This is a genomic window from Micromonospora tarensis (assembly GCF_016803395.1).
Classification (GTDB): Bacteria; Actinomycetota; Actinomycetes; order Mycobacteriales; family Micromonosporaceae; genus Micromonospora; species Micromonospora tarensis.
Genome location: NZ_JAEVHL010000012.1, coordinates 40,220 through 56,254, shown reverse-complemented (window position 1 = coordinate 56,254; position 16,035 = coordinate 40,220). Strand labels below are relative to the sequence as shown.

Here is a 16,035-nt window from a genome sequence, read left to right as displayed (position 1 = left end):
GCACCGCCACTGGCCGCGCTCACACCGCCGCCCGACTGTCCGTGGATGCGGCCCGGCAGCCACGCCTGCTCCACGCCGTGTCACGGGGCGAGCGCCGCCCGGTCGCCGACAGGGTCGCCGTAGCAAGCGCCTGCTCGTTGACGGGTCTGCCGGCGGAGAGTTGCCGGCCGGTCGACACCAGCAGCTGCGGCGCGATGGCCAAATGCGCCACCAGCGGCGTGATCAGCAGAGGCATGAACCTCCTGGCAACAGGCACGGCGAACCTTCCCTCGGTGAGTTGGTATCGCTGGCTGGTGTGTACAGCGCAGCAGCGGCGGTGACGCCGGCATAGAGCGACCTAAGACGAGATCGATCAATGTCGGCCAGCCCTGCCAAGCAGTTCTGACAATCCGCCAACATTCCCGGCATCAGCAACATCCGTCGAAGATGAATGTCAGCGGATTGTCGGAACTGGATGACATCCCTTATCGACACCACCGGTGACGCCTTTTGATGTTTGAGTCACCGCCCGCGTCGACGTCGCAGGCGATGAGGGACCGCAGCCGCGATGCGGCGCGACGGTCCGTCGTGTCCACGACCCCCTTGGGAGGGCATGCACCATGACCAGTTCATCCATGCCAGAGGTCGACGAGGTTGGCCGTCGCGCTGCCGAGATCCTCGACAAGATGCAGGATCACCCGGCCTACGGCCGGCTGCAGAGCTCGTCGATGAGGTACTCCACCTGCTGGGCCACGTTCACCGGCTACCCGGCTATCAGCCGTTGGTCGTTGGAGCGCGATGCCGCGCCGCTGCTGGACGAAGCGCTGCGTGTGCTGGCGCTCAAAGCGGCCGTTTTCGAGCTTTCCGGGGGTGACGAGCACGCCGCTGAACTGCTGGTGCCGGCGCCGGTGGACGAGATGATCCACGCCGTGCTGGCCCAGTTCACGGTGATGACGCGGCTGCAGAGCGACTTGGGCGTCGTGTTCCCCCATGCCACCGAGTTGGAGGAGTTCACCTACACCCACGGCGGCGTCACCGACGCCTACTACGCCGCCGCCGGGTGGGGAGAGCAACCACTGCGGTACTGGCTGGACTCGGCCGAGGTGAATCGACGTCTCAACCTACTCAACGAGCACTACCAGGCGGCCGGCCTCGGCCGGGACGGACGCAGCCACGACTTCGACTTCGACCTCAACGAGCCGGTCGGTGCCGGGGTCAGCGGTTAGCCAACTCCACTGATAGCACCCGCCGCAGGGCCGTCACCGCCTTCTTCGCTCCGAACCGTTCGGCGGCTAGCCGCTCGGCGTGGGCCACAGCGGCGAAGATCCCTTCGGCGGGTGCCTCCCGCAGGACGGCTACGAGCCAACCTTCCAGGTCCACCACGTCGGCGGGCATCTCCAGCGCCGCCGCTGTCGGCGCCGGTCGGGGCGCCTTATCGGGGACTGGTTCCCCCTGGGAGGCGTACCGGCCGGCGGGAAGGCCCACCCGGAACGGATGAACGCAGACGGCGACACCGTCCGCGGTTGCCCGCCACCCGAGCGCAGGTCGGTACGCGAATTCGGGTCCCGGCCGGTCGATGACATCGAACTGGCCTGGCCCGAGCTGCTGAGCCGGACACACCACGCAGGTCTGTTCACACCACTGCGGAAGGGGCCCCGACATGCCGCCGATCGTACGGCAATCAGGAGGTACCAGGGTATGACGGTCTTATCGCCTCCCCGCCCCGCCGCCATCGACCGCGCCCTCCGCGACGCTCGAACGTGGTGCGCGGGGCACACCATCGACGACCGGCCAGCCTTGGTCCACGCGCTGCGCGTCGCAGTGACCATCGGGCAACACGTCCCGACCCCATCGCAGGACGTCATCGTCGCCGCGCTCCTACACGACGCACCGGAATTCGCCCCGGCAGAGCGGGACGTCTACCAGGCCCTCACCGCCGCATACGGGACCGAGGTCACCCGGATCATCGCCGCCCTTCAGGTCGAACACCGCGCCCTTGACGAACCCGACCCGCCTATCCGCGTCGACGACCAACCGGTGCTACTTGCCTCCACCGCCGACAAGATTGTCGCCCTGACCTCGCTGCTTCGTCGGGCCCAAAGCACGGGCAATGCACCGGCCTTCTTTGACCGGCGCCCGGTGCTGTGCGGGCTACTGCCGCACTTCCGGGCCTTCCAACGCGCCGCGCATCCTCGGCTGCCCGCCAGCATGTCGGCGCATCTCGACGCCGCCCTCACGCCGCTCGAGCGCGCCACTGCTGTTGCACAGCGAGTGGGTGCGCGGTGAGCAGCGACAAGCTCGACGAGCAGCTCTGCACGCAGCTACGAGGCGACCTGCTCGCCGCATCACGACGAGTACCGACGCGGCGACACATCATCCAGACATGGGAGCTGTCCTCGGTAGAGCGCTGGTTCTTCCCCGATGACAGCAGCCTGATCTGCAAAATCGCCACTACACCGTTCACCGGCGAAGCGACCGTCCTTCGCGCGCTCAACAACCAGCAAGCCCCAGTCCCTCTGCTGAACGGCTACACGATGCGCCCCGACGGGGTGGGCATGCTGATGGAAGACCTGGGCGAGGCGAGCCGGACCGCGACGTTCGCGGAGGCTGCCGCCACGGCCCGATGGGTTCACGCCACTGCGGGCATCCCCAACCTCCCGACCTTCGACGAAGCGGGCCTGGCGCGGCTACCAGAGCAAGGACTCGACGCGTTAGACGAGCTTCGTCGGCAAGGGCGCTTCACCCACGACGCGGAAGGGATCGAGGCGGTGCTGCAGCGACTCGCTGCCACCGCACGACACAGAGCCGACGGTGCCGAGCGACCACCGTTTGGGCTGTGTCACGGCGAATTCCACCGCACGTCGCTGCACGTCAGCCGCGCCGGCTGCCGCGTCGTCGACTGGGCCAAGGCATTCACCGGACCGGGCCTACTCGACCTGGCCACCTGGTTCGGCACCCGCACACCCACCGAACCCCGACTCCTCACCAAACTCATCCACGCCTACGTCGCCGCAGGCGGGCATCCAGACGCCGAAGCCGACCGGGGCGGGCTTCCCGCTGCCCGATGGGCGCTGGGCTGGCACCGGGTGTGGGCAGCCTGGTGGCTGCTCACTACCGCCGCCGCTGGCCACCACCCGGCCTCTGCCGATCGGCGCCATACCCAAGTCGTCCTCCGGCAACTCCAGGGTGCAGTGGACCTGTTTGGAGCACCGCCGCCCATTAGCGCTAGCCGCCCATCACTTACTACAGGAAGATCCTCGTGAAGCGCCTCATCGTCGACACCCACGCCTCGTCCTGCTACTTCCGTACCTCCGTCGGCGGCGACGGGCGCAAGGCGTTGGTGCAGATCACCGAACGCTGCAACCTGCACTGCGCCCACTGCTTCGTCTCGTCGACTGCCGCCGGGTCTGACCTGTCCCGGCTCGATTTCACTACCCGCGTGCTGCCGCGGCTGCTCGACGCCCGCGTCGAACGCCTCACGCTAACCGGGGGTGAGCCCTTCGTGCACCCCGACCTGATCGCCATGTGCCAGGCAGTAGCCGATCGAGGATTGCCGGTGGGACTTTGCACCAATGCGACGCTGACCCGCGACGCCGACATCGACGCCCTGGCCGCCATCGGCAACGTCCACATCAACGTGTCCTTCGACGGATTTCGGCCCGATAGCCACGGCAAGTTCCGCGGCGACCGGTCGTCGTTCGACACCACCGTGGCGACCACCCGCAAGTTCGCCGACGCCGGCTTACTCAAGGGCCTGCTGTCCACGCCCAACGCGCTGACCACGCCGGAAGAGTTCGCCGATCTGTGCGCGTTCGCTGTCGATGTCGGGGCCGAATACGTGCTGATGAACCCGCTGTCCTCCTTCGGGCGAGGAGTGAAGAGCCGCGGCAAGCTCGCCGCGACCGCAGCTGCCATGGACGCGATCCGGGCGGTGACCGACCGTTTCGCTGACCAGCTCGATCTTGTACGCATCCGCTTCCCCAACGACAGCCTGCCGCTGGGTGGCTGCGACGCCGGCAAGCTGATCTACGTCTTCGTCGACGGGCAGGTCGCCGTCTGCCCGTACCTGGTCTTCGCCGCCCGCACGCCCGCCTCGGCGCACCGCGACACCGAGTTCCTGACTGGCAACATCCTTGACGGGGAGGCCGCCCCCAGCCTCGACGCCTACGACTTCCACACCCGCTACCAACTCGGCGCCAACCCGACCTGCGGCTCCTGCAAGATTGCCGGACAGTGCGGCAAGGGCTGCCCCGCCGCGGTCATCGCCGCAGGTGGCCGCATCGGCGACGTCGACACCGAGCAGTGCCCCATCACGGCACCCAACGGCCGTCGCCTGCTGCCGCTGTCCCTGTCGAAGGGGTGAGCAGTCTGTTCATCGCCGTCGAGGGCCCGAATGGCGTCGGCAAAACCACGATCGCCCGCCTCCTGGCCGACCGTCTCGCCGAACACGGATCGACCGGGGTCCACCTGACCGGCGAGCCCACCCGCACACCCCTGGGCCAACTCCTGCGCAGGCAGGAATCCTTCCTACACGGCAAGGCCCTGGCCCTCGCCCTGGCCGCCGACCGGGCCGCACACATCGAAACAGAGATCATCCCCCGCCTCGACGACGGACTGCACGTCGTCACCGACCGGTACGTCGCCTCCTCGCTAGTGCTGCAACGCATCGACGGGCTCGACCTCGGCGAGATCTGGTCCTACAACCGCTACGTCCTGCCCGCCACCGTCATCTACCTCGAGGACCACCCAGAGGTCATTCGCACCCGCCTGGCAGCCCGACCGCACCTGACCAGGCTGGAGCTCGCCGGCTCACCCGAGAAGGAGCTCGCCCTCTACCGCGAGGCCGCAAGCCACCTACACCGGCAGCAGTGGCGCCAACACGTCGTCGTCTGCCACGGCCTCACCCCCGAGCAGGTCGTGGACACTATCCTCGGCCTGCTACCCGCCGACGGCCCCTGACCAGCGAGGCTCACCGTGCTGTCCATCCTGACGATCAACGTGCAGGCCGCCGCGCTCGCACGGGCGCAGAATTTGCTGACCTGGCTACTCCAGCGCGACGACCACTTGGTCATCCTGACCGAAACCAGCAATGGACCCGGCACCCGGCACCTGCTCACCGGCCTTCGTGCGGCCGGGATGTCCGTCGCCCACCAGCCCTCACTCGACGGCGACCGAGGCTGCGCTATCGCCAGCCGCATCCCGACCCGGCCCGCCCCAGACCTCACCGCCGGAATCAGCCTGCCCGGCCGCGCCCCCGCCGTCACCCTCGACACCCACCCCGACGTCACCATCCTCGGCCTCTACGTCCCCTCCAGCGACCGAGCACCAGCCAAACTCGCCAAGAAACGAGCCTTCCTCACCACCGTCACCGACGCCATGACCCGGCTATCCGCCGACGACCGCGCACACCTGGTCGTCGGCGGGGACTACAACGTCATCAGCCGCGACCACCAACCCCGCTACCCCGGCTTCCAATCCTTCGAGTACGAATTCCTCGACGCCCTCGCCGCGCTCAAGCTCACCGACGTCCACCGGACCCTGCACCCGGACGTGCAGGCGTACAGCTGGATCGGTAGGAACGGCAGCGGCTACCGCTTCGACTACCTCCACGCCGGCGCCGCGCTCGTGCCTACGGCGGTGTCCAGCACCTACCTACACCAGCCCCGCCAGGCGAAGCTCACCGACCATGCGGCGCTCACCGCCTGCCTCAACGTCACCCCGCGCGCCGTTGCCGAGCGGCTAACTACTGCCGTGCCAGCACTGTTCTGAACAGTGTTGGCCTCGAATACCGTCTGCGGTCATCGCCGAGTCTGCTTCCCGCCTGCTGCGGGTAAGGAGCAGAGCAGAGCGGAAGGCGGGCTGCGCCCCGTGAACCCGGACTTCCCTGGCACGTTTCTTTACGGAATCCAGCTAGAGTCGTGACGGTAGGTCACCTCAATGCTCATGTCTTGATGGCTTGTTCCGCTCGTCCTCCTCGGAGCGTGATCGTGTCCGCTGCCCCGCCGCCGGAGCTCGCCCAAGCCCGGGCTGACCTCGGCAAGAGACTCGCCGAAGCGCGCAAGTCCGCCGGCTACACACAAGAGACGCTGGCACCGCTAACGCACTACGTCCGCAGCACGATCGCGAACGTGGAGCGCGGTCGCCAGAGCATCGGCCGAGACTTCTGGGTTCGTTGCGACGAGATCCTGCAGACCGGCGGTGTGCTCGCCGTGGAGTACGACCGGCTTCGAGTATTGGTAACGCGCAGCACCGCAGGACATTTCGACGATGGACGCGCACGCGGGGCCACGGTCGCCACCCGCACAGAAACACCCGGGCCAACGGCGCTTTCCTTGCTCGCGCCCCAGGCAGCAAATGGCGATTTCGCCCCTCAGACGTACGTCGTTGACCTGTGGGCACCTGCCGGCAGGTTCTTCCCTGGACTGGCGATACCGGCCTTCGTTCATCCTGCTGTGGCCGAGGACGGCCGAGTTCTCGCGGCGGTACCGGCCGGTTACTGCGACGATCGGCTCTTGCGCACGCCGCGACGGAGTCTGGTGGTAGGGCGGATCGAAACTGATCAGGGTGCCCAACTGTTCGGCTTGGACGCCCGCCACGCCCGCCAACGCCTCGCCCAGGCGCCCCCGGACGCGCGGCTCGTCATCCCGCAGGCGTACCAGCTTGACGAACTGGTCCTCGCACTGTTGTGGGCTGTGGCGAACCTTGACGAAGCGCTGCTAGCCGACGACGCCCGTATTGAGCAGGCCACCGCTGAACTGGCCTCCTACGAGCAGATGAGCCGATCCGCAGTCAGCCACGATCTTGCCGCGGATGTTAGCGACGTCGGCCGGATGTGGCTCGGGTCGGTCTTCTGCGCCGGACACATCCACCGACACGCAGAAGCCCTCACCTCGACCCCCGCCTACTGGACCCGCGAACAGCGTGGCGAGGAAGCCAGCACTTGGCTGCTGTTCGCCCATAAGCTGAGGTATCTGGACCTCACCGCCGCGCGCGCCGGAAGTCACCGCATCATCCGCGCGTTCTGCATTCCTCGCGCGGCAGTCGACGCCTCCCCCCGCGGCGAGCGGATTCTCCTGCTGTTGGCGGTGGCACTGATGGAGTCGTACGGCATCGAGGTCGTCATCACCGACGAGCCGGAGTACGCAGGCACACCCGGCTTCGTGACTGATAGCGACCGTCACGCGGTGCTCGCCAACTGGGTCGGCGCCCAAGGCATCTGGCATGTCGACGTCAGCGACGACCACCGCACCGTGCGCCAGTACGGCGCCGCCATCAACCACGCCAGTGGCCGGTCGGTTATCGCCGCTGCGTCTCCGCCCGCACGCCTGCGTGTCCTGACCGAGTACCTGGATCTGAACTGGGAGACGCTCGCCAGTCGTTGCCGAGACCTCGCCGACCAGGGGTGCGCCGCCGTTGTGAAACCCCGCAGCAGACATCTGTCTACCGCCGGCATCGACCGCGCCTGCCGCTACCTCGCCGACGCCGCCGCATTGACCGACTAGTCTTCGACAGCGATGATCGTCGCCGTCGGGAGGCCAGAACATTGTCATCGGGGAAGCGAGTATCGCCGCGGGTGACGGTCTTCGGGCTTGGCGGCACTATCGCCATGACCACCTCAGAGGGCGGCGGCGTCGTCCCCGCACTGACCGCCGGTGATCTTGTGGGCGCTGTGCCTGGCCTTGCCGATACCGGCATCGCGGTCGACGTCGTCAACTTCCGTAGCCGCCCCGGCGCCTCCCTGACATTCGCCGACCTGGCTGACCTGGCCCGGAGCGTCCACCAGGCCGCCGCAGACACCTCCGGCATCATCATCACCCAGGGCACGGACACCCTCGAAGAAACCGCCTACTACTTGCATCTCCTGCACACCGGACCGCAGCCCATCATCGTCACCGGTGCCATGCGCAACCCCACCCTCGCCGGTCCAGACGGGCCCGCCAACCTTCTCGCCGCCACCAGGGTCGCTGCCAGCCCTCATGCCCGAGACCGGGGCGCTCTCGTCGTCATGGCGGACGAGATCCACGCCGCCGACCGTGTCCGGAAAGCGCACTCCGTCAGCACTCAGGCGTTCACCTCACCCAACGGCGGCCCACTCGGCTACGTCGTGGAAGGCGAACCCCGCTTCCTCAGCCACACCGCCCCCCGCCACGCTGTACCGACACCCGTACGCCAGCCGCGCGTGGGCCTCTACACCGCCACGCTCGGCGACGACGCGACTTACCTGTCCGCAACGGCAGCCCACTTTGACGGCCTCGTCATCGCTGGCTTCGGCGTCGGGCACGTCCCGGACACCTGGGTCTCCACCCTCACTGCGCTCGCCCAGCAGATCCCCGTGGTCCTCGCCTCCCGCATCGGTGCGGGACCTGTGCTCACCAGCACCTACGGCTTCCCGGGCTCCGAGCGGGATCTCACCGAACGGGGACTCATTCCTGCGGGCTTCCTCGACCCATACAAGGCCCGGATCCTGCTCCATCTCACCCTTGCCGCAGGCGCCAACGCCCAGGAGACGGCAGCGGCGTTTCGCGCCGTGGCCTACCCCGGCGAGCCGTGGCCATGGCCGCAGCAGCCGGCCACCAACGCCCCGACCGCCTGAAGGAGCCCTCTTGCGCAGCCGCGAAGTCGTCCCCGGACGTACCATCGTCGTCGTCTTCGACCACGGGGAAGACTTCTACGACGCCCTCGACCGCACCTGCCGCACCCATGACATCCGCCAGGGCTACATCCCCACGTTTATTGCGGGCCTCGCCACCGCGGACATCGTTGGTACCTGCGAACGCCTCGACAACCCCGACGCCCCCGTATGGACCAAAGTCCACCTGACCAATATCGAGGCCCTCGGCGGCGGCACCCTTGCCTACAACCCCGACACCGACACCGTCGAGCCGCACATCCACCTCACCGTCGGCTTGAAAGCACACAGCGCCACCGCCCACACCAGCCACCTGCTCGCCGCGACCGTTCAATTCCTCACCGAAATGATCATCGTGGAGATCGTCGAACCAACGATGACGCGCGTCCGCCAAAACGACCTCTACGGAGTGCCACTCCTACAGTTTCCTTAAAGACAATCGAGCGCGTCGACGTAACAAAAAGCTAGTCGACGTACCCAACCAAAGGGTGCGGCAGCGCATCGATGACGTGCCCCAGGAGATCGCGCCGACGACCGCGTCACCCCTCCAGCAGTTCATGCACTCGGGCGAACGACCGAGACAGACTATCCAGCACCGCCGCACCCTTGGCCGCGCTGCCCATCGAGGGCCGCCCAATAGTCCCGGACGACGTGTACGCCCGCATCCCAATCGTGAGCAGGTCAGGGCGCTCGTCCGCCAAATGGTCAGCCGCCTGGTATCCCTCGCGCAGTAGCTGCGGCGCCCCGTGCAGCAGCAGGGAGACCTCAAGCTCCCCGCCATGCATGTCCTCGTGAGCGGTGGTCTCACACCCCGCCTCGACCCGCGCGGTGTTCCACTCCTCCGCAGCAGGGAACAACGCCATCCGCCGCCGGACCGTCGTGGCCTGCTGAACAGCGTTGCGAAGGCTGTAATTCCCCCCGTGCCCGTTCACGATCACCAAGTTCTCCACGCCCGAAGCCCGCAAGGACTCGTCGACATCCTCGATCACAGTGAGCAATGTGCGCGCACTAATACTCACTGTCCCGGCGAACCCCGCATGCTCGTGCGAACACGAAATCGTCAGCGGCGGCAGCAAGAACACCGGATAGTCCTCAGCAACGCGCCCAGCCACCAGACACGCAACGGCCGTGTCCGTGATCAAGGGCAGGAACTCTCCGTGCTGCTCAAAGCTGCCCACCGGCAACACCGCCGTCCGCGCAGCACGGACACGCTCGTCACCAGACGTCGCGGTCGGAAGCAGAAAGGTCACCCGCACAGCCTGCCACGAGCGGCGACGGCCTTGTCCGCGCGCCCGAGCGATCTCTCCGGAAGCCCTTTCAAACTCCGCACTCCGCAGCATCGCAATCTTCTGCTGGCCAGTAATGCCGAGGCGGGGCAGCTCGTCCCGCCGGACCTAGCAGAGGTGCTGCGCCTGGAGCGGAACCGCGAATCTATTCAGGCCAGTCCGCCGCCGATGGGCAGGCGGCGGCCATGGTCAGGCGGGCCCTTGGGTGGCGAGCAGTTCGTTCCCACCCGCGTCGGCAGCGATGCCGTCCCTGTAAGAAGCCCCATCTCCCTGCACGATTAACGGGTGCGGCAGTTCAGGCTGACCGGTGTCATCAGCAGATCCAGCCTGACGGTCAGTTCACAGCCGGGACGGCGTCAGGCGTGGGTTCGACCACGTCAGGCCGGGGCCGATGCCCTAGCGGCAGCGCTCGCCAGGTTCCATATCAACGTGTCGTAGGTATCCACGATCCGCAGCACCGGCACGCCTAGTAAACGAATCATCGCATCGAGCCCGCGCTGCACCTGCTCACCCGAATGCTGGGAGCTAACCAGACGCTCCAGTTCGACGAACGTGCCGAGACCATCGACTACGTCTACACATACCGTCGCGCCGTCCCACACGCCGGTTCGGCGCTGCTTGACGATTCGCACGGTGGGCGCCCAACCCATCGTGGTGAGAGCAGCGTGCATCGCGTCACGATCGTGGATGACGCAGTCGTGCTCTAGACATGCCATCTCGTTGTCAATCGGCTTCTTCACGGTGAACAGATGGCGACCCTCCTGCGTGCGCAGACGCGCAAACGGAACACCGATCTTCGACATCCCGTACGACCAGCTGGCTGGTGCGTACGCCTGGTCGTCCTGTACCGACGGCTCCGTCAACACCACCTGCCGCTGCGCGAGCGCGTTGATCAACTCTCGCAGGTCGCGGACGCGGTACTTGGCTTCAACCTCATGATCACTGTTGGCTAGCGCGCGGGTCACGAGCAGGGAGCATACGAGATCGCAGATCACGCGGGTTCGAGACGCCGCAAGGGTGATGTCGGAACTTTGTCGGAAGAATGTCGGAACCAGCCGCTGGGTACCCGACGCACGGCACCTCTTCGGCTACAGTGCCCTTACGCCACCGCGTCTCGCCTCGCGCGGACGTTTCGTCGTATCCATCGGGAGCGGCTGATGCCGAACGTTCGACCGCAAGAGATCGCCGCGGCGTGGCTCGCTCTTGGTCAAATGCTCGCCCGCAGCCGCAAAGCCGCCGGTTACACACAAGAGACGTTTGCGCCTCTCGCCAACTACGGACGAAGCACAATCGCGAACGTGGAGACCGGACGTCAGCGAGTGGGACGGAACTTCTGGTCCCGAAGCGATGAAATCTTGCGTACCGGTGGCAGCCTGGCCCGAGAATACGATCGGATCCGTTACGCCAGCGTCCGGCAGGTGCCGAGCGAGATGCCTGCGCCTCAGCCGCTCGATGTTGCTCCAGGTCCGTCGTCCTCCACGAGTCTTGAGATGCTCGCCCGCAGGCCAGGCGGCGACTACCTGGTCGGTGAGTGGAACAGTTTCTCCATTCTGACCAGCATGCTTGCGCAGCAGCGCCAGGCTGTGTCACCCGACGCGCTACTGGGGCTGATCGAGGCACACCGTGAATGCCTGTCGACGCTCTACCGCAAAGCTGGCCGCGCACCGATCCGAGCCGATATCGGAGCCATGCTCGCCGAAGCCTCCGTCGTCGCCAGCAGGCTTTGGAGCGCGCAGGGCAATCGTGCTCTCGCACTCGCGCACTGCGCCTACGCCCGCCAACTAGGCGACAGGCTCGGTGACCGCAGAATCAGCGCGACCGCGCGAATCTTCGAGAGCAACCTCCATTCGGAAGCCGCCACACTGATCGAAGCCGATGGTGACGTCATGATCGGCCTGCGGCTGCTCGACGAGGCCGACCAAGCAGCCACAGATCTCAACCCCGCCGCACGAGCTCGGATAGCCGCCGAGCAGGCCCAGGCCTATGCCGCTCTGCGGCTTCCACGCGAGGCTACCGCCGCTCTGCAGCGAGCAGAAGCAGCGGTCAATGAACTGTCACCGGCTGACTGTGTCGGTCTCTACAGCGACTGGAGCAGCGCCCGCCTCCACGTCTATGCGGGCACATGCCATCTTCTTCTCGGCCAGCCCGACCAGGCGGTGGAGGTGCTCGAAAGTGCTGTGCAAGCGCTCGAACACGACCCCGCGAACGTCAATGTCGCCCTCGCAGCAGCAGTGGACCTCGCGAGCGCCTACGCCGAGACCGGCGAGCTGGAACGATCCTGCGCCTTGCTCGGTGACACCTACAATCGGCTGAAAGCCGGCGGCAACCATCGGGGCATCGCTCGAGCTCAACGAGCCCGACAGCGGTTGGTCCGATGGCGCGACGAGCCGGTTGTCCTCGAACTTGAGGAGCAGATGGCCGCCTAACGGGCAGCCGGCGACCCGCCCGAGCTCAACAGCGAACCGACCGCGGCCACTATCAACGTCGGGTCGAGACTGTCGAGTACCAGGTCAGGTTCATAAGACGCCAGCTCTTGACGCGCAATCCGGTGAGCGACCACAGCAACGCGAAAGCCGGCGTGACGTGCGCAAGCGATATCGTTGGGCGCATCCCCGATGACGACCACTCGAGCGGAATCGAGCGGGACACCGTAGAGCGCGGAGTAGCGCTGAGCTACGACCCCCGGGAGTTGGAAGCGGTCTCGAGCGTCCGACCCGAACCCGCCGATGCGCAGATCGAGAAACTCGTCTAAGCCCGACACCTGCAGCTTTACCTCGGCAGCCGAACGCAGGTTGCCGGTCAGCACGGTCTGAATAAAACCTCGGCCGTACAGCTCCGCGATGCTCGCCGCCGCACCCGGATACGGCGGCTGCACCTCAGCCAGCTCCCGCTGGCCCTCTTGCATCACTGCGGCGATGGCCTCACGGAAGGCGGGTATGCCGGCCTCCGCAGCCACCGCGTCGACGCCCGAGGCGATCGCCGTGTCGACGGCAATCGACTCGTCCGTATACCCATGCACCTTCTTGTCAGGAAAAACAACCTTGAACTGCGCAATGCCGTACGCCCGAGCGATCGCACGCCTCAACCAGCGCAAGTCCGCGGGGATGAGCGTCCCGTCAACGTCCCAGATGACCAAGCCGGCGCTGCTGTGGTTCATAGAAGCATCGTCCCACGGGCACGGGCACGGGCACGGGCACGGGCAGTGCGGCGGGAGCTGGCTGAGTCCCCCCGCTCTGACGGAGCAGTGGTTGTCTGACGTCAGCCGAGGCAGGGGTGGCGACCTTTCCCCCGGAGCGCGCCGTGAACCTAGCCAGCACGCGAGCCCGCGCGGCGATGCGCTCCGGCGCGCGGGGGCGCGCCGCCGGGTCGATCACCGCAGCGCGTCCGTTGTTCGACGACATCCAGCGCCTGCTCTACGGCCTGGGCGGTAGGCCGCACTGGGGCAAGTACTTCACTCCGGAGCTGCTGCCCGCCTCCAACACCGATGGCTTCCACCGGTTCCGGCGGGCTCTCCGCACGTTCGACCCGCACCGACGCTTCGAGAACGACACGTTCTATCGCACGCTCGGGCTCTGCCCGGCACGACCCGGAACTGACGAGCCGCCCCCGCTCAGCCGCCCCCGCCTACCGGAGCAGCGGACAGAGCCCGCCCGTCGGCGCCGACTCGACACCGCGGATGAATCCCACCAGCGCTACCGACATGCTGTCAGGGGCAGTCAGCAGAATGGACAGCATGACGACACCTTCCGCGCCCGCTGTCGACCTCGCTGACGAGGCCGCCTACCTTGAAGCCGTCGCGCAGGCGCGGAAGGCCGCCGATGCCTACTACGGCTCCGGCGAATCAGACTTGGACGACGAGACCTACGATCGGCTGCTGCGCGGGATCACCGCGTGGGAGGACGCGCATCCCGGACAGATCGCGGTCGACTCCCCGTCCCAGCAGGTCGCGGCGGGCGTGACAACGGGCGACGTCGCGCACCCTGTTCCGATGCTCAGCCTGGGCAACGTCTTCTCCGACGAGGAACTGACGGCGTGGGCCGTCTCGCTGGAGCGGCGGCTGGGCGGAGCCGCAGTGGCAGGCTGGGCGGTGGAACCCAAGCTCGACGGTGTGGCCTTGGCAGCCCGCTACCGCGAGGGCCGGCTGGTTCAACTCGTCACCCGAGGCGACGGGACGACCGGGGAGGACGTGTCCCACGCGATCGGGGACATCATCGGCCTGCCCATGACCCTGACCAAACCGGTCACGGTCGAGGTGCGGGGCGAAGTACTCATGACCGAGGACCAGTTCGCCGCTGCGAACGAGCTGCGGATCACGCACGGCGCCACGGCCTTCGCCAACCGCCGCAACGCCTCCTCGGGCTCACTGCGCGCCAAGGACCGGGCCTACCGAATCGGGCAGACCTTCCTGGCCTACGCCGCACTGACCCACCCCGAACACACCGACGATCCTGGCCTCGCCGCGCTCACCCACACCCAGCTCATCGCCCGCCTCGCCGCTCTCGGGCTGGGGACGATGACCGACACCCCGCTCGCCACCCGGACCTACGCGACCCTTGACCAGGTGGTGAACCGAGTGCACGAGATCGGCGCCCTGCGCGCGGGACTCGACATCGAACTCGACGGTGCCGTGATCAAGGCCGACAGCCCCGCCGACCAGATCCGGGCCGGGATGGGCTCTCGCACCCCGCACTGGGCCACCGCCTTCAAGTTCCCAGCCGCCCAGAAGATCACCGTGCTGCGCGCCGTGCAGTGGAGCGTGGGCCGCACCGGTGTGATCGCCCCACGGGCCGTCCTCGACCCCGTGGACGTCGCCGGCACCACCATCACCTACGCCACGCTGCACAACCCGGCCGACATCACCCGCCGAGGCCTGATGCTCGGAGACCACGTCATCGTCTACCGAGCCGGCGAAGTCATCCCCCGCGTCGAAGGCGCGGTCGCCGGCCTCCGTACCGGCACCGAACAGACCATCGACTTCCCCGAACTCTGCCCACGCTGCGGCTCCGGCATCGACCGCAGCCAGGAGCGCTGGCGCTGCGCGCGGGGCCGCTCCTGCGGCCAGAAAGAGGCGATCCGATACGCCGTGGCCCGCGACGCGCTCGACATCGACGGCCTCGGCGAGAAAATCATCGTGCAACTCGTCGACAAGGGGCTGATCGAGGACTTCGCCGACCTGTTCACCCTCACCCGCGATCAGCTACTCACCCTGGACCGCATGGGGGCCAAGAGCGCCGACAACCTCCTGGCCGCGATCGAGACGGCCAAGTCCAAGCCCCTCAATCGGGTCTTCTGCGCCCTCGGCGTCCTGGGCACCGGCCGTTCCATGTCGCTGCGCATCGCCGCGCACTTCGGCTCCATGCAGGCCATCCGGGACGCGACGCCGTCGCCCTGGAGCAGGTCAACGGCATCGGCAACGAGAAGGCCCCAGTGATCGTCGAGGAACTGGTCGACCTCGCCTTAGTCATCGACAAGCTCGTCGCCGCAGGTGTGAATATGGACCAGCCCGGCTTCGTTCTCTCTGCTCCCACGGATGCTGAAGGCGATGCCGAGGCGTCCGCCCAGGAGGCGAAGAGCGAGCTGCCGTTGGCGGGGATGACCGTGGTGGTAACCGGTGCGATGACCGGGCCTCTATCGGACCTATCCCGAACCGAGATGACCGAACTGATCGCCAAGGCGGGGGGACGCGCATCCTCAAGTGTCTCGGCCCGCACCCACGTCGTCGTCGCTGGAGAGAAGGCCGGTTGCAAGCTCGACAAGGCTCGGACGCTGGGCATCGAAACCATCACACCCGAGGAACTCGCCCAGCGCCTGGCACCTGACATGAAAAGGGGTTAATGACCAGCCCGAGTCGACCGGTGACGTTGTTGCCGTTCTGGTTGCACTCACCTCCGTCCGGCACCGTGCACGGCCAGCTGACGACTCACTCCACCGCAGGGTGAACCTCCTGCCATGAAACCCGTGGTCGAATGCCGGGGCGGCTCCGCATCGAGATCAAACTCCCCCAAGGTGTTCCTCGACCACCTCCACCGAGGCGTGGATTGCGTCCTGTTCTCCACCTTCTCCGACGACCCGATCTTCGACGTGATCGCACACGGACACGCGGCAACGATGACCCAGTGGATTAGCGTCTCCGTCCCACCA

Annotated in this window: 18 protein-coding genes; 13 read left to right on the top strand and 5 right to left on the bottom strand. The window is 67.1% G+C overall.

Annotated features, from left to right (window positions below; translation table 11 throughout):
- Positions 1–19 precede the first annotated feature (19 nt).
- A complete protein-coding gene (locus tag JM949_RS04865) occupies positions 20–235 on the bottom strand; it encodes a hypothetical protein (protein ID WP_203147232.1) in 216 nt (71 codons plus the stop codon).
- A gap of 379 nt (positions 236–614) precedes the next feature.
- Between JM949_RS04865 and JM949_RS04860 the strand changes: the two genes are divergently transcribed.
- Positions 615–1,205, top strand: coding sequence for a hypothetical protein (locus tag JM949_RS04860; RefSeq protein ID WP_238432595.1), 591 nt, complete (start codon positions 615–617; stop codon positions 1,203–1,205).
- Here JM949_RS04860 and JM949_RS36485 read toward each other — a convergent pair.
- On the bottom strand, positions 1,195–1,464 hold the full coding sequence (locus JM949_RS36485; RefSeq protein ID WP_309232011.1) for a hypothetical protein: 270 nt from the start codon (positions 1,462–1,464) through the stop codon (positions 1,195–1,197). The two genes, JM949_RS04860 and JM949_RS36485, sit on opposite strands and share 11 nt — an antisense overlap.
- Before the next feature lie 312 nt (positions 1,465–1,776).
- Between JM949_RS36485 and JM949_RS04850 the strand changes: the two genes are divergently transcribed.
- The 8 genes from JM949_RS04850 to JM949_RS04810 all read left to right on the top strand — a co-directional run bounded on the left by JM949_RS04850 (position 1,777) and on the right by JM949_RS04810 (position 9,041).
- On the top strand, positions 1,777–2,265 hold the full coding sequence (locus tag JM949_RS04850; RefSeq protein WP_238432594.1) for a metal-dependent phosphohydrolase: 489 nt from the start codon (positions 1,777–1,779) through the stop codon (positions 2,263–2,265).
- Positions 2,262–3,242, top strand: coding sequence for an aminoglycoside phosphotransferase family protein (locus JM949_RS04845; protein ID WP_203147228.1), 981 nt, complete (start codon positions 2,262–2,264; stop codon positions 3,240–3,242). Before JM949_RS04850 ends, JM949_RS04845 begins: the two co-directional genes overlap by 4 nt.
- Positions 3,239–4,342 (top strand): radical SAM protein, encoded by a 1,104-nt coding sequence (locus JM949_RS36480; protein ID WP_309232010.1) that lies wholly within the window; start codon positions 3,239–3,241, stop codon positions 4,340–4,342. Before JM949_RS04845 ends, JM949_RS36480 begins: the two co-directional genes overlap by 4 nt.
- Positions 4,339–4,938 (top strand): dTMP kinase, encoded by a 600-nt coding sequence (tmk, locus tag JM949_RS04830; protein WP_309232009.1) that lies wholly within the window; start codon positions 4,339–4,341, stop codon positions 4,936–4,938. The genes JM949_RS36480 and tmk overlap by 4 nt, the downstream gene beginning before the upstream one ends.
- A gap of 15 nt (positions 4,939–4,953) precedes the next feature.
- Positions 4,954–5,748, top strand: a complete 795-nt coding sequence (locus JM949_RS04825; protein WP_203147227.1) for an endonuclease/exonuclease/phosphatase family protein — start codon at positions 4,954–4,956, stop codon at positions 5,746–5,748.
- A gap of 212 nt (positions 5,749–5,960) precedes the next feature.
- Complete coding sequence (locus tag JM949_RS04820; RefSeq protein ID WP_309232008.1) at positions 5,961–7,481, top strand: helix-turn-helix domain-containing protein; 1,521 nt, start codon at positions 5,961–5,963, stop codon at positions 7,479–7,481.
- 71 nt (positions 7,482–7,552) lie between these two features.
- A complete protein-coding gene (locus JM949_RS04815) occupies positions 7,553–8,572 on the top strand; it encodes an asparaginase (protein WP_309232007.1) in 1,020 nt (339 codons plus the stop codon).
- Between the two features lie 10 nt (positions 8,573–8,582).
- On the top strand, positions 8,583–9,041 hold the full coding sequence (locus JM949_RS04810) for a PPC domain-containing DNA-binding protein (RefSeq protein ID WP_203147226.1): 459 nt from the start codon (positions 8,583–8,585) through the stop codon (positions 9,039–9,041).
- Positions 9,042–9,147: 106 nt separating this feature from the next.
- Here the strand turns inward: JM949_RS04810 and JM949_RS04805 are convergent, their stop codons facing one another.
- Complete coding sequence (locus tag JM949_RS04805) at positions 9,148–9,858, bottom strand: creatininase family protein (RefSeq protein WP_309232006.1); 711 nt, start codon at positions 9,856–9,858, stop codon at positions 9,148–9,150.
- Between the two features lie 413 nt (positions 9,859–10,271).
- Positions 10,272–10,859: a class IV adenylate cyclase gene (locus JM949_RS04800; protein ID WP_203147224.1), complete on the bottom strand. Its 588-nt coding sequence runs from the start codon at positions 10,857–10,859 to the stop codon at positions 10,272–10,274.
- Positions 10,860–11,051: 192 nt separating this feature from the next.
- Between JM949_RS04800 and JM949_RS04795 the strand changes: the two genes are divergently transcribed.
- Positions 11,052–12,320, top strand: a complete 1,269-nt coding sequence (locus JM949_RS04795; RefSeq protein ID WP_203147223.1) for a helix-turn-helix domain-containing protein — start codon at positions 11,052–11,054, stop codon at positions 12,318–12,320.
- Here the strand turns inward: JM949_RS04795 and JM949_RS04790 are convergent.
- Complete coding sequence (locus JM949_RS04790; protein WP_203147222.1) at positions 12,317–13,051, bottom strand: HAD family hydrolase; 735 nt, start codon at positions 13,049–13,051, stop codon at positions 12,317–12,319. The two genes, JM949_RS04795 and JM949_RS04790, sit on opposite strands and share 4 nt — an antisense overlap.
- Positions 13,052–13,227: 176 nt before the next feature.
- Here JM949_RS04790 and JM949_RS39560 point away from each other — a divergent pair, with 176 nt between their 5' ends.
- From JM949_RS39560 to JM949_RS38440, 3 genes are read left to right on the top strand one after another with little or no spacing between them, the layout of a single operon-like run.
- Positions 13,228–13,665 carry a D-arabinono-1,4-lactone oxidase gene (locus tag JM949_RS39560; RefSeq protein ID WP_407664692.1) on the top strand — a complete coding sequence of 146 codons (438 nt, stop codon included), beginning with the start codon at positions 13,228–13,230 and terminating at the stop codon, positions 13,663–13,665.
- Entirely contained in the window at positions 13,571–15,325 is a 1,755-nt protein-coding gene (gene ligA / locus JM949_RS04780) for an NAD-dependent DNA ligase LigA (RefSeq protein ID WP_407664690.1), read from the top strand. The genes JM949_RS39560 and ligA overlap by 95 nt, the downstream gene beginning before the upstream one ends.
- Positions 15,322–15,729, top strand: coding sequence for a BRCT domain-containing protein (locus tag JM949_RS38440; protein WP_203147219.1), 408 nt, complete (start codon positions 15,322–15,324; stop codon positions 15,727–15,729). The genes ligA and JM949_RS38440 overlap by 4 nt, the downstream gene beginning before the upstream one ends.
- Positions 15,730–16,035: the final 306 nt, after the last annotated feature.